This is a genomic window from Actinoplanes sandaracinus, assembly GCF_030009775.1.
Classification (GTDB): domain Bacteria; phylum Actinomycetota; class Actinomycetes; order Mycobacteriales; family Micromonosporaceae; genus Actinoplanes; species Actinoplanes sandaracinus.
On sequence record NZ_JASCTH010000007.1, the window covers coordinates 65,952 to 86,326 of the forward strand.

Here is a 20,375-nt window from a genome sequence, read left to right on the forward strand (position 1 = left end):
ACTAAATCGGCCGTTTCGGTTCAGCACTGGCAATAACTTGGCGAACGGATACCGGGTCGACATTCGGCCTTCCGTTCCTGAGAGAGAAAGCCACGCCTTGCCCCAGCTGCTCGTCGCCTCCGTCAACCCGATCACCGTCGTCGCCACGGGCCTCGCGCTCTGCGCGCTGGCCGCGACGCTGCTGAGCCGCAAGGTCCGGCCCGCCGTGGAGGCCGCCTTCCGGGCGGTCGTCGCCCGGCTGCGGCCGCACCTCCCGGCCCCGCTGCGCCGGGTGGCACGCCGTTATCGCGACCGGGTCGAGCCGGCCACCGCCCGGTCGGTGGTTATCACCGGGATCGCCGCCGGGATCGCCTGGTCGGCGGCCGAGACGCTGCACCTGTCCGGCTCGATCATCGCGGCGATCTCCGCGACCCTGTCGGTGCAGCTGAGCTCGCACGCCTCGATGCGGGAGGGCGCGCAGCGCCTGGTCGGCACCCTCGCCGGGCTGGCTCTCACGGTCGTCGCGTGGGGCGCGTTCGGCCTGAACCCGCTGTCCATCGCGATGATCGCGGGCTGCGGCCTGGCCGCCGGCCGGCTGCTGCGCCTCGGGGACGCCGCCGTGACGGTCCCGGCGACCTCGCTCGGCATCATCGTCGCCGGCAGCGCCGTCACCGAAGCCTTCGTGTGGGAGCGCATCGCGGCGACCGCCCTCGGCATCGTCGTCGGCGCGATCCTGTCGCCGCTGGTCGGCGGGATGACGCCGCTGGAGCGGGCCCGGGTCCGGCTGGCGGACCTGTCCGGCGAGATCGCCCGCCTGCTCGGCCACCTCGGCGCCGGGGTGTGCGGCGGTTACACCCGCGACCAGGCCGCCGAGTGGCTGGCCCGGTCCCGCGAACTCGGCGAGAACCTGGAGGACGCGGTCACCGCGGTCGACGACCTGACCCGGCAGGCCCGGTGGTCGCTGACGACCCCGCTCACCCGGGTGACGCCGATGCACCAGACCCTGCGCGCCCTCGAGCACGGTGTGCACCAGGTCAACTCGGTGGCCCGGTCGATGTTCGACGCCACCGCGACCCCGCAGGCGGCCGGCGTGCCGCGGCAGATCGGCCAGGTCCTCTCCAAGGCGGCGGAGGCGTTCGCCGCGCACGCCACGCTGGTCGCCGACCATCACGCCGACTCCACCCGGGACGCCAGCAACCTGCACGAGCTGCTCGACGGTCTGCGCGAGGCCCGGCAGCGGACTCTGCGCAAGGTCCGCACCGAGGTCGACGACACCGGTGTGCTGGTGCTCACCGGCTCGATCATCACCGACATCGACCGGATGGCCGGCTCCCTGGAACGCTCCGCGCCCGCGCTGACCGTCGGCGTGCGCGAGCCCGGCCCCGGCATTCCCGCGGTCTCCGAGATCCTGCCCGCCGTGCGTCTCATCTGGGAGAAGAAGGTGACCGCCCGCACCGGCCGCTGACGCTCGCGCCACTCTTCGCGTTCACTGCGTGACGACTCCAACACGGAGAGCACTGTCGCGCATCGATCGCGACCGATAGGCTCCTCGACATCGAGATCAGTAGATGTCAATGGGGGGCCCAGGCATTGAACATTTTCAGTAGGACCAGTCTCCGGCGCGCGGTGACGGTGGCCGCGATCGGCGCCACCGTCACCGCACTCGCGACACCCGGCGCGAACGCGAAAGCACCCGACGATCCCACCGCCCGCGCATACTCTCAGATCGCCGCGCTCCAGCAGCTCAAGCAGTCGTTGACCCCGGCCGAGCGCAAGCTCGACAGCCGGCTCGCCGTCGAACTGCGCAAGCGCGGCGGCCAGGTCGCGGCGAACACCCTGCCGCAACTCGGCACCGGCGTCGAGGTGTCCAAGTCGGGCACCACCGAGGTCGAGGTGCACGCCGAGAAGGTCGGCGACGAGCTGATCTCCCGGCTTCGCGCGATCGGCGCGGGGATCCGCTTCCCGTCGGCGGCGACCGGAACCGTCCTCGTCGAGGCGCCGCTCACCGCCCTGCCGGAGATCGCCGGCTGGAAGGACGTGACCAGCGTCAACCTCAAACACGGCCTGATCAGCGCCCGGCAGACCGACCCGAACGCCAAGAAGACGGACGAGTCGAAACAGACGAAGGCGGCCCGCATCGAGACCGCCGTCCGCGCGGCCCAGGCCGCACCGAAGGTCGCCGCCGCCCCGCAGGGAGCGGTGGTCTCCGAGGGCGACCGTACGCACGCCGCCGACACCGCCCGCACCAGGTACAAGGTGACCGGAACCGGCGTCAAGGTCTGCGCGCTGTCCGACGGCGTGGACTCGCTCGCCGCCTCCAAGGCGTCCGGCGACCTGCCGGCCGACCTCGACGTGCTGCCCGGCCAGGAGGGCTCCGGCGACGAGGGCACCGCGATGCTGGAGATCATCCACGACCTGGTGCCGAACGCGAAGCTCGGCTTCGCGACCGCGTTCACCAGCGAGGCCAGTTTCGCCGACAACATCCGCGCGCTGCGCTTCACCGCCGGCTGCGACATCATCGTCGACGACGTCGTCTACTACCACGAGAGCCCCTTCCAGGACGGGCTTCCGGCGCGGGCGGTCAACGACGTCACCGCCGACGGGGCCTACTACTTCAGTTCCGCCGGCAACGAGGGCAACACCCTCGACGGGACCTCCGGCAACTGGGAGGGCGACTTCGCCGACTCGGGCCGCGGGATCGGCAAGTTCGCCGGCGCCGCGCACGACTTCGACCCGGGCACGGGCGTGCAGGAGTTCAACCCGCTGTCGCCGAACAGCGCCGGCCAGGTCACCACACTGTGGTGGGCGGACGCGCTGGAGGCCTCGGCCAACGACTACGACCTGTACGTGCTGAACTCGCTCGGCAACGTCACGTCGTTCTCGCAGGACGTGCAGAACGGTGACGACGATCCGTTCGAGATCCTCCGGACCGGCGCCGGTGCCGGGCAGCGGCTCGCCGTCGTCAAGTTCTCCGGCGAGGCACGGTACTTCCAGCTCAGCGCGTTCCGCGGCCGTTTCGCCGACTCCACCGACGGGCTCAAGGGCTTCTCCACTCCGGGCGTGACCCGCGGGCACAACTCGGCCGTCGGCGCGTTCTCGGTCGCCGCGACCCCGGCGAAGGACCCGCTGCCGTTCGCCCTGGAGACCGGTGACCCGGCGAACCCGGCCGGGCCGTACCCGAACGTGCACACCCGCCAGTCGAAACCGGAACGGTTCACCTCCGACGGGCCACGCCGTGTCTTCTTCAACGCCGACGGCACCCCGATCACGCCGGGCGACTTCACCTCGACCGGCGGCGCCGTGCGGGCCAAGCCGCAGATCACCGCCGCGGACGGCGTGGCGACCTCGGTCGCCGACTTCGCGCCGTTCTTCGGCACCTCGGCGGCGGCGCCGCACGCCGCCGCGATCGCCGCGCTGGCGCTGTCCGGCAACCCGGGCCTCAGCAACGACGAGATCCGGACGGCGTTGCAGGGCACCGCCCTCGACCTCGCCCCGGCCGGCTCCGACAACCGCACCGGGCACGGCGTCATCCGCGCCGACCTGCTGCTGCGCAACACCGGGGCGACACCCCAGCCGCTGGTACGGGCGGGCACCCCCACGGTCACCCCGACCACCGGCGACGGCGACGCCTTCCTCGAGCCCGGCGAGCAGGCGAAGGTCACCGTTCCGGCGGAGAACATCGGCGACGGCACGGCCACCGGCGTCAACGTGGTGCTCGACCCGGACCACCCGGGAGCCACGGTCACCCCGCGTGCCCGGTCCTACGGCAACCTCGCCGCGGGCGCGTCCAAGTCGCGGGACTACACCGTCAAGCTGGCCGCCGACTACCCGCTCGGCCGGCCGGTCACGCTGAAGGCACGGGTCACGTTCGCCGGCACCCTCTCCCCCACCACCGGCAGCCTGCTGGTGGCGACCGGGCAGCCGTCGGCCACGGTCCGGGACTTCGCCTACACCGGCGCGCCCGTGCCGATCCCGGACAACGACCCGACCGGCGCCTCGGTCACGGTCGACGTCAGCGGCGTCGGCTTCGCCTCCGGGATCACCTTCTCCATCGACGGTACGGCCTGCTCCACCGACACCGCGTCGGCGACGGTGGGCCTCGACCACACCTGGGTCGGTGACCTGGTCGCCACGCTGACCGGGCCGGGTGGCCGCACGGCGACCCTGTTCGCCCGCGACGGCGCCGGCGGCAACAACCTGTGCCAGGTCGTGTTCGACGACGCGGCCACCACGGCGTTCGCGTCGGTGACGTCGAGCAACGCGCCGTACACCGGCACCTGGCGGCCGGACGACCCGCTGGCGCCGTTCCGGGCCTCCTCGGCCGACGGCACGTGGACGTTCACCGTCGCCGACCGGGCGGGTAGCGACACCGGTTCGATCCGGGCGTTCTCGCTGCACGTCACCGGTTTCGAGCCGGCGTGACCGATGCCGTCCGGGCGCGTCCACGGCGCGCCCGGACGGCATCCACACCCAGCAGGGCCGGACAGCGTCTCAGCCATCACCCAGCAGGGCCGGACAGCGTCTCAGCCATCACCCAGCAGGGCCCGGGCGACGGCGCGGCCGGAGAGCCAGGCGGTCTGGACGCGAGGACGGCCGAAAGCGTCGCCGCAGAGCCAGACGCGGCCGTCGACGGCGTAGGGCGCGTCGGTGGGTTCGGATCGGGCATAGGTCCAGCGGTGCACCCGCGCCTCGGGCTCGGCGCGGAGACCGAGCAACTCGCCGACGGCCCCGGCGAGAATCGGCCCGGCCGTCTCCGGGTCCTCCAGATGCCGGGCGGCCAGCGCGGCGGTGGAATGGGCGACCAGCACCGGAGCGCCGTCGCCGCGGCGGTCGCCGTCGTCGCAGACGGTGGCGAGGGTGGGATGGTCGTTGACGAAGGCGCCGTGCAACTCGCCCCACTCGTGGGACGGATAGGTGAGGACGGCGGTGATCACCGACTGCCAGATCTGCGCGGTCGCCGCCGCGACGATCGCGGGTGGCGGGGCCAGGCGCAGAGCCTGCGGGCCGGGCATGGCGAGCACGACGACATCCGCGTCCCCGGGCACCGCGTCGAGCGGGGCCGACAGCCGCACGTCGAGCCCGTCGGTGAGGTCGGCGGCCAGAGACCGCAGCCCACCGGGCGCCGCCCATCGCATCGGCCCGGCCGTCTCCGCGCCGCCGGGATAGACCCGGAACGTGTCGGTCCACGGCCGGGCCAGCCCGCGTGACTCCCAGGACGTGACCTGCGCGGTGAAGTCCGGGTCGTCGGCGACGAGGTAGGCGGCGCCGATGTCCGCGTAGCGGCCGTCATAGCGTTTGCTGGCCAGCCTGCCGCCAGGCACCCGGCCCCGCTCGACGACGCGCACCCGGGCGCCGCCGGCAGCCAGCGCGCGTGCACACGACAGCCCGGCGATCCCGGCCCCCACCACGACAACGTCCACGACGGCGAACACTACCCAGAATCCCGGCGCGAATCCCGGGGAGCCGGGATGCCTCAGAACTCCCGGGCCACGTCGTCGCCGGACATGGCGTCGACGAGGTACACCTGCGTGCCCGCGCCGGGATCGCGCGCCTGGAGTGTGTGGAACATCGGCGAGAACGGGCCGCCGAGATCGACGACGGTCGCGCCCGCACCCCGCACCGCGCGTTCGAGGCGCGCCGGGGCGGTCAGGTCGATCCGGGTGACGACGGCCGGGGCGACCCACACCGGGATGCCGCTGAGCATTCCCGACAACTGCAGGTGGAAGTGGCCGCAGAGCACCGCGTGCACATCGCTGCCGGCCAGCGCCTCGGCGAGCCGGCCGGCGTTTCGCAGGTTGACCGTCGGCATCAGCTCCGACGACGCGAGCGCGATCGGCGGGTGGTGCAGGACCACGAGGGATCCGGCGGCCGCCGGCCGGGACAGCAGCGACCGCAGCCAGACCAACTGCGCGTCGCTGACGGCGCCGTGCACGGCGCCGGGGACGAGGCTGTCCAGCGTGATGACCCGCAGGCCGTTCACCTCGCTGACGGCCGCCCGTTCGTCGCCCACGTCGTCGGCCGGCCGGCCTACGTCGTCGCCGCCGGGCCCGAGGTGCCCGGTCCCGAGGACCGCGGCGAAGGCATCGCGGGAGTCGTGATTGCCGGTGCAGTAGATGTGCGGGATGCCCCGCTCCCGCGCGAACGAGCCGATCTGCCGCAGGACGGCGGCGCAGCCTTCGGCGGAGCCGTCGTCGGCGAGGTCTCCGCTGACCACGACAGCGTCGATTCCCGGAACGAATCGCAGGTCATGCAGCATGCGTTCGAGCGCGGCCGCGGCGGCGGCGTCCGCACCGGCGCCGGGCCGGGTCAGGTGCGGATCGGACAGGTGCAGGATGCGGTGCCGTTTCGTGTCGGTCATGCGCACACTCCTCATCACGAAGATGAGGAGCACCCAGGCGGTCGATGCTCCGAACTCACTCCCCGGTGGTGGTCCACCCGCGCCAGTCGTGTCGGCCCAGGCTAGATCGATGCGCCTCCGGCGGCAAGAAGGCTCACGTCCTCTCCGAGGCCGGGGCGGAGACGGGCCGTGGATCACGCGGGCTCATAGTCGAACCAGTCGAAGCGGACCGTGCCCTCGCTGGCGAACATGCCGATGACCCGGCCGGTGAATCCGCCGGCCACCTCGGTGGACAGATAGCGGCCGTCCAGCTCGGTCAGCACCTCGAAGTGGCCGTCCTCGGCCTCGACGCCGAGACGCAGCACGTCCGGCTCCTGGCAGGGATGGCCGTCGCCGGGCGCGGCGGCCCGCACGTCGATGCGCAACCGGACCGGACCGTCGGGCACCGGCCAGGCGGGCATGGTGTGCCGCACCGAGCCGAGACGCGCGGTCACCCGTACCCCGCCGTCTCCGGTCTGCAGTTCGTAATGGTGGCTCTCGTCGAGCCGGACGGCGAGGCCGCCGCGGCCGGAGGAACTGTCGACCAGCGTGCGGACGCGGCAGGACGGGTGCTGCTGGCGGCGCCCGACGAAGGTGACCGACGGGTCGTCGAGGGAACGGTCACGGGCGTGCAGGGTGAGCCACCCGGGGCGGTCGGTGGTGGACCAGCAACTGTCGGGACGAGAACGCGGCGACACCCATCGCGGATGCAGAGCGGGCTCGTCGAAGTCGTCCCGGCCGTCGACGGGAACCGGTGGGCCGGACGGCCAGGACGCCGTCATGACCGGTTCCACGGCACCGACGACCGGCCAGCCGTCGTGCCAGGTCACCGGGGCGAGGAAGGTCTCGCGGCCCAGCACGTGCCAGCCCGGGGTGCCGCCGCCGGGCCGTACGCCGAGGAGAACCATCCACCAGGAGTCGTCGGGCGCCCTCACGAGATCGGCGTGGCCGGTGTTCTGGATCGGGTGGTCGCGGCCGCGGTGGCTGAGGATCGGGTTGGCGGGGCAGGGCTCGAACGGCCCGTCCGGCGCGGGACCGCGGGCGATCGACACGGCGTGGGCGCGCTCGGTGCCGCCCTCGGCGATCATCAGGTACCAGTACTCGCCGATCCGGTAGAGGTGCGGGGCCTCGGGCGCCTGCGCGCCCGGCGTGCCGGACCACAGTTTCCGCGGCCGCGTCAGGACCCGCCCGGTGACCGGGTCGATGCGGATCTGGGAGATGCCGGCGTACGTACACCAGCAGTTGCCCTGGTCGTCCCAGACCAGATCGGGGTCGATGCCGACGCCGGGCACCCGGATCGGGTCGGACCAGGGGCCGGCGATGTCGACCGACGTGACGATCATGGCGCCCCCGCCGGGCGCGACGTTCGTGGTGATCAGCCAGAACCGTCCGTCGTGGTGGCGCAGCGTCGGCGCGTAGACGCCACCGGACGAGCGCGTCGAGGGCGGCAGGGCGAGCTGGCCGGGGCGGTCGAGGGCGTTGCCGATCTGTTCCCAGTTCACCAGGTCGCGGCTGTGGAAGATCGGCACGCCGGGGAAGTACTCGAAGCTGGAGCAGGCCAGGTAATAGTCGTCGCCCACCCGGCAGACGCTCGGGTCCGGATGCATGCCGGCGATCACCGGATTGGTGAAGCTGTGGCTGCCGACCACGGTCATTCCGGCACCCTCTCGCCGCGGGAACGTTGGGAGGCCGCCCGGCCCGACAAGATTCAACCACGGCTGTCGATGTCAGGCCATGCTTTGCCACCGGCCGCCGAAAGAAGGTGGGGCCACCACCAGCTCGGTGGCCGGATCATGGTCGATCCCGGCAGGACCGCCGGGACCGGCGACGATCAGGGTGGCCCGGGCCCACGGCTGTTCCCGCGCCAGGAACGGCACCTCCTCCAGCAGCCAGTTCGCCACATGCTCGCGCTGCTCGACGGAGTCACCGTCGCGGGCGGCCAGCAGGCGCTCCCGCTCATCGAGGTCACCCTGCATCCACACCGAGGCGTCCAGCCACGGGGCCAGCTCGTCGCGGATGATCCCGGTGCCCTCGACCCAGACGAAGTCGGCGCCGGCCGGCACGATGATGGATCCGGGCCGGCCGTGCGCGGCCCAGGCCTCCGGGCGATGGTCCACGGCCTCACCCCGGTGCAGGGGCCGCAGGATGTTCCCGGCGAGCGTGGCGCCCCAGTCGAAGAAGGCGTGGTTCCAGGCGACGTCGTCGGTGTGCACGGTGGCGGACCGGGGCACCGCCTCGCACAGCCGCGCGACCAGGGTCGTCTTGCCGGCGCCGCCGCGGCCGTCGACCGCGACCACCCGGGGACGCCCGCTGACGCCCGGCGACGCGTCGCGCAGCCGCCGGACCACGTCGGCCACCGTCACCACCTGCCAGCCGGCGGCCTCGGGCTCACCCGGATGCAGACGCATCGGCAACCTGCCTCGGTAGGGGTCGGGACACGGGGCCGGGACATCCGGCGGGCCGTCGGTCCCCGCGATCCTATCGGCGTCACGGCCGCGCTCGAAGGGAAGGTTTCCGAGCGCGACGACGGGCGTGACTTCGATGCTCGCCGATGAAGGCGGATGCGTGCCGATGACGGCGCCGCCGTCCGGGGACCCGGGAGCGTGACAGTCTTGTTTGGCGGGAGCGGTCGCGGGCAACACCAGAACCGGTAAGGGACGTCACGGTGGGTGCGCCGGCCTGGAAGGACGGTCATCCACGACACGGACTTTCACATGTGGGCTCGATGACGTGATCGGAGAAGTGTTGATGGGAATGCTCAAGCTGGCCGCTGGTGTAGCCGTCGGATATGTGCTCGGTAGCCGGGCGGGCCGGGAGAAGTACGAGAACATCGCGGCCACCGCGCGCAAGGTCGGCTCGCACCCCACCGTCGTGCAGGCGCAGGAGAAGGTGAAGGGTTTCATCGGCACGGGTGGCTCGGTGAGCGGCTCCACGAGCGGCGCGGCGATCGGCTCCTCAAGCGGCTCGTCGGGCGGCTCGGTGAGCGGCTCGTCCGGCAGCTCCACGACTAGCTCCACGAGTGGCTCCACGAGTGGCTCCACGAGTGGCTCCACGAGTGGCTCGGTGGGCAGCTCCGCCGGTGGCTCGACGGCCGGCAAGGTGAGCACGCCTGCCACGACCTCGTCGCCCACTCCCGGCGTGACCACGGGCCGGCGGCCGTCGCCCAGCAAGACCGGCACCGACTCCTCGCTGTAGGGCATATGTGAGCACGAGGCCCGGGTGCGTTCGGCACCCGGGCCTCGTAGCCGTTTGACCTTCGCCCGGGGTGAAGGTTGAGACTGAGGTCGTGGACGACCTACTGCCGATCGGCGTGTTCTCCCGCGCGACGCTGATCTCGGCGAACACGTTGCGGGCCTATCACGAGTCCGGCCTTCTCGAACCGGCCGTGGTGGACCCGCGGACCGGATACCGCGGCTACCGTGCCGCCCAGTTCGGCGACGCCGCGGTGATCCGCGACCTGCGTTCCCTGGACGTGCCGCTGGCCGGCATCCGGGAGGTCCTCGCCGCCCGCGACCCCGCGGTCACCCGCCGGGTCCTGGCCGAACACCGCGAACGGACCCTCGCGCAGCAGGCCCGGATGGAACAGATCCTGCGGGTGACCGGTGAACTGCTCGACGAGCCGGCGGCGATCACCCCCACCGTCGTGACCGAGCGGACCATCGCGCCGGTCACCGCCTTCACCCTCACCCGAGAGGTCCGCGAGGACCAGTTCGCCGACTTCCTCGACGAGGCGTACGCCCTGCTGGAAGCCTCAGCCGGAGCGGTCCACGGCCCGTCCGGCGCCCTGTTCCCGGCGGAGTACCACGACGAGGCCGTCCCCGTCACCGCGTACGTCCCCGCGGAGCACGGCCCCGACCGGCTGCCCGGCGGCCGGTTCGCCGTCGCCGAGTTCACCGGCCCCTACCACGGCATGTCGGCCGGCTACCGGGCGCTCGGCGCCTGGCTCGCCGGCACCGACCTCGCCATCACCGGGCGCGTCCGGGAGAGCTACCTGCTCGGGCCGGGCGACGTGGCGTCCGAGAACGAGTACCGCACCGAGATCTGCTGGCCCCTCACCGCCCTGGAGAACTGATGCTCACCATCGAACACATCACCTTCGACTGCGCCGACGCCGCCGCGCTGGCCGGCTTCTGGTCGCAAGCCCTGGGACGCCCGGTCGACGAGGGCGCCTGCGAGTACCACGCGACCATCGGCGAAGGCGGGCCCGGACCCGTGTTGATGTTCCTGCAGGTCGGTGAGGACAAGACGGCCAAGAACCGCTGCCACCTCGACCTCACCGCCGACGACCGCGACACCGAGGTCACCCGCCTGGTAGAGCTCGGCGCCGTCGTCCGGTCCGAGCACCAGGAGCACGGAATCCACTGGATCGTCCTGCGGGATCCCTCCGGCAACGAGTTCTGCGTCGCCTGACCGCGCCTCCCGCACGGCGGCCGGCGGCGCGGTCAGGCGCGGGTGCGGTCAGGCGCGGGTGCGGTCCGGGCTCGGGCCGGCGACCTGCCCGCCGAGCCACTCGGTGAACCGCTGCCGGCCCAGCGCCGCTTCCCCGGTGGGCAGCAGGGCGCCGGTCGCGACGGCGCGCGCCGTCGCCCCGGGCAGCCGTACCGGCAGCACGAGCCTTCGCATGCGCCGGGCGCGCACGACGGCCCGTGCCATGGCGGTGACCTCGAGGCGCTCCGGGCCGGCCATATCGATCACCGCGCCGCGCGGCTCGGCGACCGCCAGCCGGACCAGTTCGCCGGCGACCTCGATGGCCGCGACCGGCTGGCTGAGCATTCGGGGCAGCGGCACGACCGGTCCCGGCACCCGGTCCAGCAGCTGGCCGGCGAATTCGAAGAACTGGGTGGCGCGCAGGACCGTCCATGGCGTCCCGCCCGCGCGAACCAGCTCTTCCTGCCGTCGTTTGCCCTGGTAGTAGCCGTAGTTCACCCGCTCGACGCCGACGATCGACAGCACCACGTGGTGGCGCACCCCGGCCCGCCGGCCGGCGGCCGACAGGTGCCCGGTGCTCGCCTCGAAGAACCTCACGGACTTCGTACGGCTGGTCGTGATCACGTTGGTCGCGTCGATCACGGCCTGTACGTCCCGCAATGCGCTGTCGAGCCCTTCACCGGTGGTCAGGTCGACCCCGGCCGAACGGGCGATCACCACGACGTCGTGTCCGGCGGCCCGGGCGGCCTCGACCGCCATCCGCCCGACGAGGCCGGTGCCACCGGCAACCGCGATCCGCATCACCGCACCTCCGCTTCCGTACGCCCGCGAGTCGACCAGGGCGCCCCGCCGGGTATCAGCAGCAGGGCGGCGAGCAGCACCGATCCACCCAGGGCGACCATCATCGCGATCCGGTCGATCGTCGGGAACATCTCCAGGTGCAGGCTGTGGAAGGCGAGGTGCCCGGCGCCGAAGACGAGCCACGCCAGCCCGGTCACCCGCACCAGCTCGCCGGAGGGCCGCGCCGCCGCCCAGGCGGTCAGCACGAACAGGGCCAGATAGAGGCCCCCGACGTCGCGCACCAGGTGCTCGTTGTACGGACCGAGCCCGCTGACCCACGCCCGTCCCGGCAACGGGAAATCGGAATAGAACGACGCCGGGGCCACGGCCGCCCACCCGCCGACCACGAGGGCGGAGGCGGCCAGCACCGCCGCCATGCCCTGTTTGCTGATCACACTCATACCGAACAGACGAGGCGGCCGACCGCGGTGTGACAGCGATCCACGTCACCCCAAGGGTGGATTCGCGGGGGAAGCAGGCATACCGCCTCCCTGTAGTTCGAATCCGAATTACCTTGGGCGTGGGTGGAAACACCATCGCGTACCTCCGTTCACCACAGCCCGAGGGAAGAACCATGAAGATCGCAGTGTTCGGCGCCGGCCACGTCGGATCCGCTCTCGCCGCCCGGCTCGTCGAGCGGGAACACCACGTCACGCTCGTCGCCAGCGATCCCGGCTCACCCCGGCTCGCCGCCGCCGCGGCGGCTTCGGGCGCGGAGATCGGCACCGCCGTCGACGCCGCCACCGTCGCGGACCACGTCGTGCTCGCGGTGCCGTTCGCCGCGATCGACGACCTGCTCACCGACGAGGTCCGCGACGCGCTCGCCGGCAAGGTCGTGATCGACGCGACGAACCCGCTCGCCCCGGACTTCATGTCGCTCACCGTCGGCCACACCACCTCCGGCGGTGAGCGGGTGGCCGAGCGACTGCCCCGGTCGCACGTCGTCAAGGCGTTCAACACGATCTTCGCCGCCACGCTCGGCACGCCCACCCTCGGCGGCGCCGCACAGCTGCTGCCGGTCGCCGGCGACGACCCGGACGCCAAGCGGGCCGTCATCGACCTCGGCATCCAGCTCGGCTTCGACGCCATCGACGCCGGCCCGCTGTCCAACGCCCGCTACCTGGAGCCGGCCGTCGTACTGCTCCTGCAGCTCGCGTACCGCCAGGGCCTCGGCACGAACATCGGTCTGCACCTCACGCGGGTGTGATCGCCACACACCCGCGACGATCACACGTCTCGCCGCCGGCCGGCGGCGAGACACGCGTCGTCAGCTGGTGAGGTGTTTCTCCAGGTCGTCGAGGATCTTGCCGGCGGCCGTCACTCCGATGCCGAGCATCCAGGTCTCGTCCGTCACCGGGTACACCTTGCTCGCCTTCACCGCGGCGAGGTTCTTCCACAGGTCGCCGCCCGTCACCCCGGCCTGCTGCGCCGCGGCCTTCTCGCCGTAGGCACAGTAGAAGATGACCTCGCCGTCCACCTCGGCGAGGCGCTCGGGGCTGACCTTGTCGAACCGCTTGTCGTCCTTGCCGGCCAGCAGTTGCCGTTCGGTGCGGCCCAGCCCGACGTCGCCCACCACGATGCCGGAGAACGACTCCGGACCGTAGACCCGGATCTCCGCCGGCATGAACCGGACGATCGAGATCTTCCGGTCGCCGGGGGTGCCGATCTTCGTGCCCACCTGCTTGGCGCGGGTCTCGTAGGCGGCCAGCAGGTCGCGCGCCTGCTGCTGTTTGCCCAGCGCGGCCCCGTCGAGCAGGAAGTTCTCCTTCCAGGTGATGCCGACCTTCTCCGTGAACACGGTCGGCGCGATCGCGGACAGTTCGTCGTAGAACTTCTCCTGGCGGAACTTGGAGCCGAGGATCAGGTCCGGCCGCAGGGCGCTGATCGCCTCCAGGTCGGGCTCGGCCAGCACGCCGACCTCTTTCATGGCCGACACCTTGTCGCCGAGATAGGCGGGCCACCCGGAGGCCTCGCCCGCGCGGGCGGCGCCGACCGGCACGATGCCCAGCGACAGGGCGGTGTCCACCTTGTCGGTGTCCAGCACGACCACGCGCTGCGGGCTGGCCGGCACCTCGGTCGTGCCCATCGCGTGGGTGACCGGGCGGGTCGCGCCGGCCGGGGCGCTCGGCGGGGCATCGCTGGCGCAGCCGGCCACACCGAGGGTGAGGGCGACCGCGATGAGGGCCGCGGTGCTGAATCGACGCATCAGGCGTCCTTTCCTGGGGATACGGTGACCGGCCAGGTGGGCACCACGAGCGGTGCACCGGAGGCCGGGCAGGGCACGACGAGACAGTCCAGCCCGAAGACGTCGCGGACCAGGTCCACCGTGAGGATCGTGCGTGGCGGGCCGGCCGCCACCACCGCTCCGCCGCGCATCGCGACGAGGTGGTCGGCGTAGCGGGCCGCCTGGTTGAGGTCGTGCAGCACCGCGACGACGGTGCGCCCGCGCTCCGACCGCAGCCGGTGCACGAGGTTCAGGATCTCGACCTGGTGTGCCGGGTCGAGGAAGGTGGTGGGCTCGTCCAGCAGCAGGATGTCGGTGTCCTGGGCCAGGGTCATGGCGATCCAGACCCGCTGCCGCTGTCCTCCGGAGAGGGTGTCGACCGGCCGGTCGGCGATGCCGTCGACGTCGGCCAGCGCCATCGCCTCGCGCACCGCCTCGGCGTCGCTCGTGGACCACTGCTGCCACCATCGCTGGTACGGCTGCCGCCCGCGCGCCACCAACTCCGCCACGGTCACGCCCTCCGGGACCAGCGGGCTCTGCGGCAGCACGGCCAGCCGGCGGGCCACCTCCCGGGTCGGCAGGTCGCGCACCGCGGCGCCGTCGAGCAGCACCGTGCCGGACCGGGGCTTGAGCAGCCGGGCCAGCGTGCGCAGCAGCGTCGACTTGCCACAGGCGTTCGGGCCCACGATGGCGGTGAACTCCCCGCCGGGCAGGTCCAGGTCGAGGCCGTCGAGCACCACGCGGTCCTCGTATCCGGCGATGAGCGCACGGGTGGAAAGCTGAGCCGTCACAAGACCCTCCTACGTCCACGGACCAGCAGGAAAAGCAGGTACGGCCCGCCGAGGGCAGCGGTCAGCACGCCGGCCGGCAGTTGGGTGGGCGCGAACAGCCGGCGGCCGAGCAGGTCGGCGAGCACCACCAGGACGGCGCCGACGAGCGCGGCGCACAGCAGCGGCGGGCGCTCCGCGCGGACCAGGCGCCGGGCCACCTGCGGCGCCACCAGGGCGACGAAGTCGACCGCGCCCACCTGGGCGGTCGCCATGGCGGCGGCCAGCACACCGGTCACCACGAACCCGGTCCGGCGGGCCACCGGCCGCACCCCGAGGCCCCGGGCCGTGTCGTCGTCCAGGGCACTGCTGTCCAGCGCCCAGCCGGCCCACAACAGCACCGGCAGCAGGACGGCCAGCGTGACGGCGACGTACGCCGCCTCGGTCCAGCCCCGGCCGGCGAGCGTGCCGATCAGCCAGATCTGGGCGCGGAGCCCGTCGATCGGGTCGGCGGAGAGCATGACCACCTCGGTGAGCGAGCGCAACGCCACCGCCACCGCGACGCCGGCCAGCACGAACCGCCGGGCGGCCAGCCCGTGCCGCGAGCCTAGCGCCAGGACGACGGCCGCGGCCAGCAGGCCACCCGCGAGCGCCGCGGGGGCCACCAGCGCCGCGGCGGCCCCGGTGGTCAGCGCCACCGTGGCGGCCAGCCCGGCGCCCTGGGTGATGCCGATGATGTCGGGACTCGCCAGGGGGTTGCGGCTGACGCTCTGGATCAGCGCTCCGCCGACACCGAAGGCGGCGCCGACGACGACCGCGAGCACCGTGCGGGGCAGCCGGAGCTGCCGCACCACCACGTCGTAGGGCGTGCCGTCGCCGGGAAGCGCACGCAGCACGTCGAGAGGGGCGATGTACCGGCTGCCCACGCAGAGGCTAGCCAGCACCGCGGCGGCCAGCACGACGAGCAGGGCGCCGGCGACCATGACGGACCGGCGCCGGACGAGGACGGTCACGGCTCCGGCACGCACGACCGACCGGCCGATCGTCGCGGAGGTCACTGCGCGGCCATCCGGGCCCGCCGGACCAGAACCACCAGCAGCGGAGCGCCGATCAGCGCGGTGATGATGCCGGCCGGGATCTCCCCCGGCGGCGCCACCAGCCGGCCCGCGACGTCCGCGCCGAGCAGCAGCGCCGGTCCGAGCAGCGCCGCTACCAGCAGCGTCCACCGGTGGTCGGCCCCGACCAGGGCCCGCGCCAGGTGCGGCACGGCCAGCCCGACGAACGCGATCGGCCCGGCCGCGGCGACGGCCGCGCCGGTGAGCAGGACGGCGGCGCCGCCGCCGCCGATCCGGACGAGGCCGACCCGGTGGCCGAGGCCGCGCGCCATGTCGTCGCCGAGAGCCAGCGCGTCGAGGCCGCGCGCCACGGCCGCGGCCAGCACGGCGCCGACCGCGACGAACGGCAGCACCCGCAGGGCGACGGACACGTCCCGGCCGCCGAGCCCGCCGACCACCCAGAAGCGGAACTCCTCGAAGGTGCGGGCGTCCGCGGTCAGCAGCGCGACCACCACCGCGCCGAGGCTGGCGTCCAGGGCCGCCCCGACCAGGGCGAGGGTGACCGGGTTGGAGCCGTCGGGCGTGCCCGCGGTCAGGCCCAGCACCAGGACGCCGGCCAGCAGGGCGCCGGCGACGCCGAACCAGACGTAGCCGGTCAGGGTCCCGACGCCGAACACGGAGATCGCGAGGACCACACCCACCGAGGCGCCGGCGCTGATCCCCAGGATCCGCGGCTCGGCGAGCGGGTTGCGGGTCAGCGCCTGCAGCAGGACCCCGGCGACGGCCAGGGCCACGCCGACCACCAGCCCCAGCACGGTGCGCGGCAGGCGCAGTTCCCGGACGATGACGCTGGCCTCGCCGCCGTCCGGCGCGATCAGGGCCCGCCACACGTCGCCCGGCGGCAGCGGCTTGCTGCCGAGGGCGAAGCCGGCGAGGACCATCACGGCCAGGAGCACGACCAGCGCGGCCACCACCAGCACCCGGCGGCCCGGCCGGGAATCGCGCGATGACGTCGTCTCGGCTGCGGGCGCAGCGGCAATCGTCATCGAGCAGTCCACCGTAAGGAGAGTTAATTAGGTTGCCCTAACCTAACATGCGATCTTCAACGATCTCACGCCACGTCACCACGCCGGTGGAATACCGGAAACGGCGCGGCACCCTAGGGCGACGCGCCGTTCCTGATCAGGTGCGGGTGGTCTCAGAGCCGGCCGGCGCCCGCACCGGCCCGCACCAGGGACGGCACCGCCGACGCGGGGTCGAGGGTGTAGCCGTAGTAGGCGCGGGGTTCGGCGACGGCTCCGCCGGCCTCGCACCGGCCGGAGCCGGTGAAGACGTTGCCGCGCTGCACCAGGCGGCCGGGGCCGCTGTCGGCGTAACCGCTGGTGGAGAAGCACGGGTACGGGACGGCGCTGAAGTTGTTGGCCTCCAGGAGCACGCCGCCGTTCATGGTGGAGGCCACCCCGTACAGGGCATTGCCGTCGAAGAAGTTGTTGTAGACGTGGACCGGCTCGCCGAACCGGACCCGGGGATGCCGCTGCCGGGACCCGTCGAACCAGTTGTGGTGGATGCTGACCTTCAGGTGGCCGACGTCGGTGGACGAGGCGCCGTCGGAGTGGCCGATCAGCATGCTCTTGTCGGTTCCGGCGAAGTGGTTCCACGACACGGTGACGTAGTCGGCGCCCCGCACGATGTCGATCGACCCGTCCACCGGGCTGACGAACGTGTTGTGGTGGATCCAGATGTGATGGGACTGCTGGCCCACGTTGACGGCGTCGTCCTCGGCGCCGACGAACGTCAGGTTCCGCACGATCACGTTGTACGACTTGTAGAAGTCGAACCCGCCGCCCCGGATCGTCGCGCCGGCGCCGATGCCGACGATCGTCTTGTTCGGGCGTACGCCCTGCTTGCTGGTGATGTCGATGGCGCCGGACACCTGGATGGTGAGGTGACCGACCGTGTCGATGGCGTCGAGCAGCTCGTCGGTGGTGTCGACGGTGACGGTCGGCCCGGCGGCGCCGCCGGTGGTGGTGCTCACCCCGAGAGCGGCGACCGACGCGAACCCGTCGACGGTGGGCGCGGCGTGCGCGGGACCCGCGGCGACGGTGAGCGAACCGGCGGCGAGCAGCGCGGTGACGAGGACGCGGAGCGGTCTCATCGGCCCACCCCCGCGCCCGCGGTGACCAGCGCCGGGACGTTCGCCGCGGGATCCAGCGTGTAGGAGTAGAAGGTGCGGGGCTCGGTCACGACGCCGCCGGCCTCGCAACCGCCGGAGTTGACGAAGGCGTTGGCCCGCTGGACGAGGCGGCCCGGGGCGCTCTCGGCGTAACCGCCGGTGGAGTGGCAGGGGTGGGGCACGTTCTCGAAGTAGTTGCCCTCGGCGACGACACCGGCGTTCTCGGTGGACGCGATGCCGTACAACCCGATGTTCTTGTAGTAGTTGTTGTAGACGTGCACCGGCTCGCCGAACCGGACCCGCGGGTGCCGCTGGTTAGAGCCCTCGAAATAGTTGTGGTGGTAGGTGACGCGCAGGTAGCCGACGTCGGCGGTGAAGGTGTCGGAGTGCCCGAGCAGCATCGACTTGTCGGTGCCGAGGAAACGGTTCCACGACACGGTGACGTTGGTGGACTGCCGTTTGATGTCGAGCGAGCCGTCGTGTCCCGGCAGGAACTCGTTGTGGTCGATCCACACGTGGTGCGCCTTGTTGGTGACGCTGATCGAGTCGTCGGAGGCGTTGCCGAACCGGATGTTGCGGATGATCACGTTGTTGCCGGGCCGGGTGGTGGTGCCCAGCTGCAGGCCGCCGCCGGTGATCTCGGCGGTGGACCCGATCCCGAGGATGCTCTTGTTCGCGACGACGGTGATCATGCCGCCGGCGGAGATCCGGCCACTGACCAGGATGGTGTACGGGGTGTTCGCTCCCGCGTACCGGGCCAGGCCGGCGGAGTCGGTGACGGTGACGGTCGGACCGGCCGCGCCCCCGGTGGTGCCGGTGGCGAAGCCGTCGGCGGTCGTGGCTGGCGGCGCCGCGACCAGACTGGGTGCGATCAGCAGTGCGGCGAGCAGGCCGTGCATCAGAGCCTCCCCACACCGGAGCCGGCGGTGACGATCGACTTGACCGCGGACGGGTCGTCGAGGGTATAGCCGTAGTAGGTGGACGGCTCCTGCACGGCGCCGCTGCAGTCCGGCGGGCCGGACTCGCCCGCGAAGACGTTGTCGCGGGCGACGCAGCGGCCGGCGGGCCCGGCGTAGGTGTTGGTGACCGGTTCCTCGACGTTCTCGAAGTAGTTGCCCTCGACCAGGCAGCCGGCGGTGTTCTGGCAGGCCACGCCGGTGTCGGTGTTGTAGAAGTAGTAGTTGTTGTAGACGTGCACCGGTTCGCCGAACCGGACCCGCGGGTTGCGCTGCGGTGTCGCGTCGAACCAGTTGTGGTGGTAGGTGACCTTGAGCCGCCCGGTGTCCTGGGCGCCGTTGCCGTCGTCGTGGCCGAGCAGCATGTTCTTGGTGTGGTGGTGGTTGTGGTTCCACGACACCGTCACGTAGGACGAGCCGCGTTTGATGTCGATCAGGCCGTCGTAGCCCCGGGCCAGGTCGTTGTGATCGATCCAGATGTGGTGGGAGAACATCTGCACGTTGATCGAGTCGTCGCTGGCGCCGCGGAACGACAGGTTCTGGACGATCACGTTGTGCACCGCGTCGGCCGGCGGTGTGGTGACGGTGGAGACCGGCAGGCCGATGTTGAGGCCGCCGCCGGTGATGCCGGCCGTCGCGCCGACGCCGACGATGGATTTGTCGCTGGTCACGTCGTACATGCCGGCGGGCAGGGCGATGACGCCGAGGACGCAGATGGTCAGCGGGCCGGGCGCCGCGATCGAGGACAGCAGTTCGGCCGCGGTGTCGACCTGGACGGTGGGCCCGCCCGCGCCGCCGGTGGTGCCGTTCTGACCCCACGCGTTCACGGTGGCGAAGCCGGCCGGGGCGCCGGTGACCGCGCAGCCGCCGGGCGGCGGCGGGGTGGTCGGGGTCGGCGAACTGGGCGACGGGCCGGGTCCGGGCGCGGTGGTGTCCACCCTGACGTCGTCGAAGGTGGCGCTCGCGGAGGAGGTGATCAGGCCGATCCGGCCGGAGGCGAAGGCGCTGTCGGTGGCCTGGACGACCTGGCTGCCGTCGACGTGGCCGGTGAGCGTGTTGCCGCGCACGGTCAGTGCCAGGGTTCGCCACGAACCCGCGCCGGAGACGGCCGCGGTGGCCAGCGCCGAAGCCGAGCCGCCGGAGACGCGCTGCAGCTGGGCGCTGCCCGAGCCGGTCAGCACGAGGGTGTAGTACTGGCTGGTGGACTGGGCGCGGGCGGCCACCCCGGCGGTGCCGGGGGTCTTCACCCGGGCCTGGACGGTGTAATCGGTCCAGGAGTTGTTGCCGGCCAGGACGCGGGCGTTGCCGCTGGTCCCGGACTGCCGGTAGGCGGGGCTGCCGTCGGCGACGATCGCCCAGGTGCCGCCGTTGCGGCTCCAGCCGTTGGCGTCGCCGTCGTCGAAGGTGTCGCCGAACAGGGTTTCCGCGCGTGCGGGGGCGCTGATCAGAGCGGTGAGGAGCACGGCTGACGCGGCTACCGCCGTGCCGCCGCTGATCCATCGGATTCTTCGCATGTGGAGTCCTTGCTGACGCCGTCGGAAGAGCAGGAGCGGGTACGCGGAATCGCCGCCGAAGCC

Annotated in this window: 19 protein-coding genes and 1 riboswitch; of the genes, 6 read left to right on the top strand and 13 right to left on the bottom strand. The window is 72.4% G+C overall.

Annotated features, from left to right (window positions below; all coding sequences use genetic code 11):
• Positions 1 to 97: 97 nt before the first annotated feature.
• Both QLQ12_RS12215 and QLQ12_RS12220 read left to right on the top strand, forming a co-directional pair.
• Entirely contained in the window at positions 98 to 1,444 is a 1,347-nt protein-coding gene (locus tag QLQ12_RS12215) for an FUSC family protein (RefSeq protein ID WP_282759504.1), read from the top strand.
• 161 nt (positions 1,445 to 1,605) lie between these two features.
• Entirely contained in the window at positions 1,606 to 4,401 is a 2,796-nt protein-coding gene (locus QLQ12_RS12220) for a S8 family serine peptidase (RefSeq protein WP_282759505.1), read from the top strand.
• Between the two features lie 101 nt (positions 4,402 to 4,502).
• On the opposite strand, the gene QLQ12_RS12225 is transcribed toward QLQ12_RS12220, so the two are convergent.
• The 4 genes from QLQ12_RS12225 to QLQ12_RS12240 all read right to left on the bottom strand — a co-directional run bounded on the left by QLQ12_RS12225 (position 4,503) and on the right by QLQ12_RS12240 (position 8,763).
• Positions 4,503 to 5,411 (bottom strand): NAD(P)/FAD-dependent oxidoreductase, encoded by a 909-nt coding sequence (locus QLQ12_RS12225; protein ID WP_282759507.1) that lies wholly within the window; start codon positions 5,409 to 5,411, stop codon positions 4,503 to 4,505.
• 41 nt (positions 5,412 to 5,452) lie between these two features.
• Positions 5,453 to 6,337, bottom strand: a complete 885-nt coding sequence (locus QLQ12_RS12230; RefSeq protein ID WP_282759508.1) for a metallophosphoesterase family protein — start codon at positions 6,335 to 6,337, stop codon at positions 5,453 to 5,455.
• A 24-nt stretch (positions 6,338 to 6,361) separates the two neighbouring features.
• Positions 6,362 to 6,434, bottom strand: a riboswitch (ZMP/ZTP riboswitch).
• A gap of 76 nt (positions 6,435 to 6,510) precedes the next feature.
• A complete protein-coding gene (locus tag QLQ12_RS12235) occupies positions 6,511 to 8,010 on the bottom strand; it encodes a glycoside hydrolase family 43 protein (RefSeq protein ID WP_282759510.1) in 1,500 nt (499 codons plus the stop codon).
• Positions 8,011 to 8,082: 72 nt separating this feature from the next.
• Positions 8,083 to 8,763: a uridine kinase family protein gene (locus tag QLQ12_RS12240; protein ID WP_282759511.1), complete on the bottom strand. Its 681-nt coding sequence runs from the start codon at positions 8,761 to 8,763 to the stop codon at positions 8,083 to 8,085.
• A gap of 340 nt (positions 8,764 to 9,103) precedes the next feature.
• Here QLQ12_RS12240 and QLQ12_RS12245 point away from each other — a divergent pair, with 340 nt between their 5' ends.
• The 3 genes from QLQ12_RS12245 (at position 9,104) to QLQ12_RS12255 (ending at position 10,765) form a co-directional block, all read left to right on the top strand.
• Complete coding sequence (locus tag QLQ12_RS12245; protein ID WP_282759512.1) at positions 9,104 to 9,550, top strand: hypothetical protein; 447 nt, start codon at positions 9,104 to 9,106, stop codon at positions 9,548 to 9,550.
• A 91-nt stretch (positions 9,551 to 9,641) separates the two neighbouring features.
• The gene (locus tag QLQ12_RS12250; RefSeq protein ID WP_282759513.1) at positions 9,642 to 10,427 is read left to right on the top strand and encodes a MerR family transcriptional regulator; all 786 of its coding nucleotides are present in this window, start codon (positions 9,642 to 9,644) and stop codon (positions 10,425 to 10,427) included.
• A complete protein-coding gene (locus QLQ12_RS12255; RefSeq protein ID WP_282759515.1) occupies positions 10,427 to 10,765 on the top strand; it encodes a VOC family protein in 339 nt (112 codons plus the stop codon). The genes QLQ12_RS12250 and QLQ12_RS12255 overlap by 1 nt, the downstream gene beginning before the upstream one ends.
• 48 nt (positions 10,766 to 10,813) lie before the next feature.
• On the opposite strand, the gene QLQ12_RS12260 is transcribed toward QLQ12_RS12255, so the two are convergent.
• Both QLQ12_RS12260 and QLQ12_RS12265 read right to left on the bottom strand, forming a co-directional pair.
• The gene (locus QLQ12_RS12260; RefSeq protein WP_282759516.1) at positions 10,814 to 11,584 is read right to left on the bottom strand and encodes an SDR family oxidoreductase; all 771 of its coding nucleotides are present in this window, start codon (positions 11,582 to 11,584) and stop codon (positions 10,814 to 10,816) included.
• Positions 11,584 to 12,024: a hypothetical protein gene (locus tag QLQ12_RS12265; RefSeq protein WP_282759518.1), complete on the bottom strand. Its 441-nt coding sequence runs from the start codon at positions 12,022 to 12,024 to the stop codon at positions 11,584 to 11,586. Before QLQ12_RS12265 ends, QLQ12_RS12260 begins: the two co-directional genes overlap by 1 nt.
• Before the next feature lie 173 nt (positions 12,025 to 12,197).
• Here QLQ12_RS12265 and QLQ12_RS12270 point away from each other — a divergent pair, with 173 nt between their 5' ends.
• A complete protein-coding gene (locus tag QLQ12_RS12270) occupies positions 12,198 to 12,830 on the top strand; it encodes an NADPH-dependent F420 reductase (protein ID WP_282759519.1) in 633 nt (210 codons plus the stop codon).
• Between the two features lie 60 nt (positions 12,831 to 12,890).
• Here QLQ12_RS12270 and QLQ12_RS12275 read toward each other — a convergent pair whose 3' ends face one another.
• The 7 genes from QLQ12_RS12275 to QLQ12_RS12305 form a co-directional block, all read right to left on the bottom strand.
• The gene (locus QLQ12_RS12275) at positions 12,891 to 13,829 is read right to left on the bottom strand and encodes an ABC transporter substrate-binding protein (RefSeq protein ID WP_282759521.1); all 939 of its coding nucleotides are present in this window, start codon (positions 13,827 to 13,829) and stop codon (positions 12,891 to 12,893) included.
• The gene (locus tag QLQ12_RS12280; RefSeq protein ID WP_282759523.1) at positions 13,829 to 14,638 is read right to left on the bottom strand and encodes an ABC transporter ATP-binding protein; all 810 of its coding nucleotides are present in this window, start codon (positions 14,636 to 14,638) and stop codon (positions 13,829 to 13,831) included. The genes QLQ12_RS12275 and QLQ12_RS12280 overlap by 1 nt, the downstream gene beginning before the upstream one ends.
• Entirely contained in the window at positions 14,635 to 15,672 is a 1,038-nt protein-coding gene (locus QLQ12_RS12285) for a FecCD family ABC transporter permease (RefSeq protein ID WP_282759525.1), read from the bottom strand. Before QLQ12_RS12285 ends, QLQ12_RS12280 begins: the two co-directional genes overlap by 4 nt.
• Complete coding sequence (locus tag QLQ12_RS12290; protein WP_282759526.1) at positions 15,669 to 16,715, bottom strand: FecCD family ABC transporter permease; 1,047 nt, start codon at positions 16,713 to 16,715, stop codon at positions 15,669 to 15,671. Before QLQ12_RS12290 ends, QLQ12_RS12285 begins: the two co-directional genes overlap by 4 nt.
• A gap of 152 nt (positions 16,716 to 16,867) precedes the next feature.
• A complete protein-coding gene (locus tag QLQ12_RS12295; RefSeq protein WP_282759527.1) occupies positions 16,868 to 17,824 on the bottom strand; it encodes a pectate lyase family protein in 957 nt (318 codons plus the stop codon).
• A complete protein-coding gene (locus QLQ12_RS12300) occupies positions 17,821 to 18,741 on the bottom strand; it encodes a pectate lyase family protein (RefSeq protein ID WP_282759529.1) in 921 nt (306 codons plus the stop codon). The genes QLQ12_RS12295 and QLQ12_RS12300 overlap by 4 nt, the downstream gene beginning before the upstream one ends.
• Positions 18,741 to 20,312 carry a pectate lyase family protein gene (locus tag QLQ12_RS12305; RefSeq protein ID WP_282759531.1) on the bottom strand — a complete coding sequence of 524 codons (1,572 nt, stop codon included), beginning with the start codon at positions 20,310 to 20,312 and terminating at the stop codon, positions 18,741 to 18,743. Before QLQ12_RS12305 ends, QLQ12_RS12300 begins: the two co-directional genes overlap by 1 nt.
• Positions 20,313 to 20,375: the final 63 nt, after the last annotated feature.

What these genes read in the sequence shown, in the direction of transcription:
- QLQ12_RS12230 (WP_282759508.1), bottom strand. Translation starts at nt 6,337, where the DNA reads ATGACCGACACGAAACGGCACCGCATCCTGCACCTGTCCGATCCGCAC.
- QLQ12_RS12235 (WP_282759510.1), bottom strand. Translation starts at nt 8,010, where the DNA reads ATGACCGTGGTCGGCAGCCACAGCTTCACCAATCCGGTGATCGCCGGC.
- QLQ12_RS12240 (WP_282759511.1), bottom strand. Translation starts at nt 8,763, where the DNA reads ATGCGTCTGCATCCGGGTGAGCCCGAGGCCGCCGGCTGGCAGGTGGTG.
- QLQ12_RS12245 (WP_282759512.1), top strand. Translation starts at nt 9,104, where the DNA reads ATGGGAATGCTCAAGCTGGCCGCTGGTGTAGCCGTCGGATATGTGCTC.
- QLQ12_RS12255 (WP_282759515.1), top strand. Translation starts at nt 10,427, where the DNA reads ATGCTCACCATCGAACACATCACCTTCGACTGCGCCGACGCCGCCGCG.
- QLQ12_RS12260 (WP_282759516.1), bottom strand. Translation starts at nt 11,584, where the DNA reads ATGCGGATCGCGGTTGCCGGTGGCACCGGCCTCGTCGGGCGGATGGCG.
- QLQ12_RS12265 (WP_282759518.1), bottom strand. Translation starts at nt 12,024, where the DNA reads ATGAGTGTGATCAGCAAACAGGGCATGGCGGCGGTGCTGGCCGCCTCC.
- QLQ12_RS12270 (WP_282759519.1), top strand. Translation starts at nt 12,198, where the DNA reads ATGAAGATCGCAGTGTTCGGCGCCGGCCACGTCGGATCCGCTCTCGCC.
- QLQ12_RS12275 (WP_282759521.1), bottom strand. Translation starts at nt 13,829, where the DNA reads ATGCGTCGATTCAGCACCGCGGCCCTCATCGCGGTCGCCCTCACCCTC.
- QLQ12_RS12290 (WP_282759526.1), bottom strand. Translation starts at nt 16,715, where the DNA reads ATGACGATTGCCGCTGCGCCCGCAGCCGAGACGACGTCATCGCGCGAT.
- QLQ12_RS12295 (WP_282759527.1), bottom strand. Translation starts at nt 17,824, where the DNA reads ATGAGACCGCTCCGCGTCCTCGTCACCGCGCTGCTCGCCGCCGGTTCG.
- QLQ12_RS12300 (WP_282759529.1), bottom strand. Translation starts at nt 18,741, where the DNA reads ATGCACGGCCTGCTCGCCGCACTGCTGATCGCACCCAGTCTGGTCGCG.
- QLQ12_RS12305 (WP_282759531.1), bottom strand. Translation starts at nt 20,312, where the DNA reads ATGCGAAGAATCCGATGGATCAGCGGCGGCACGGCGGTAGCCGCGTCA.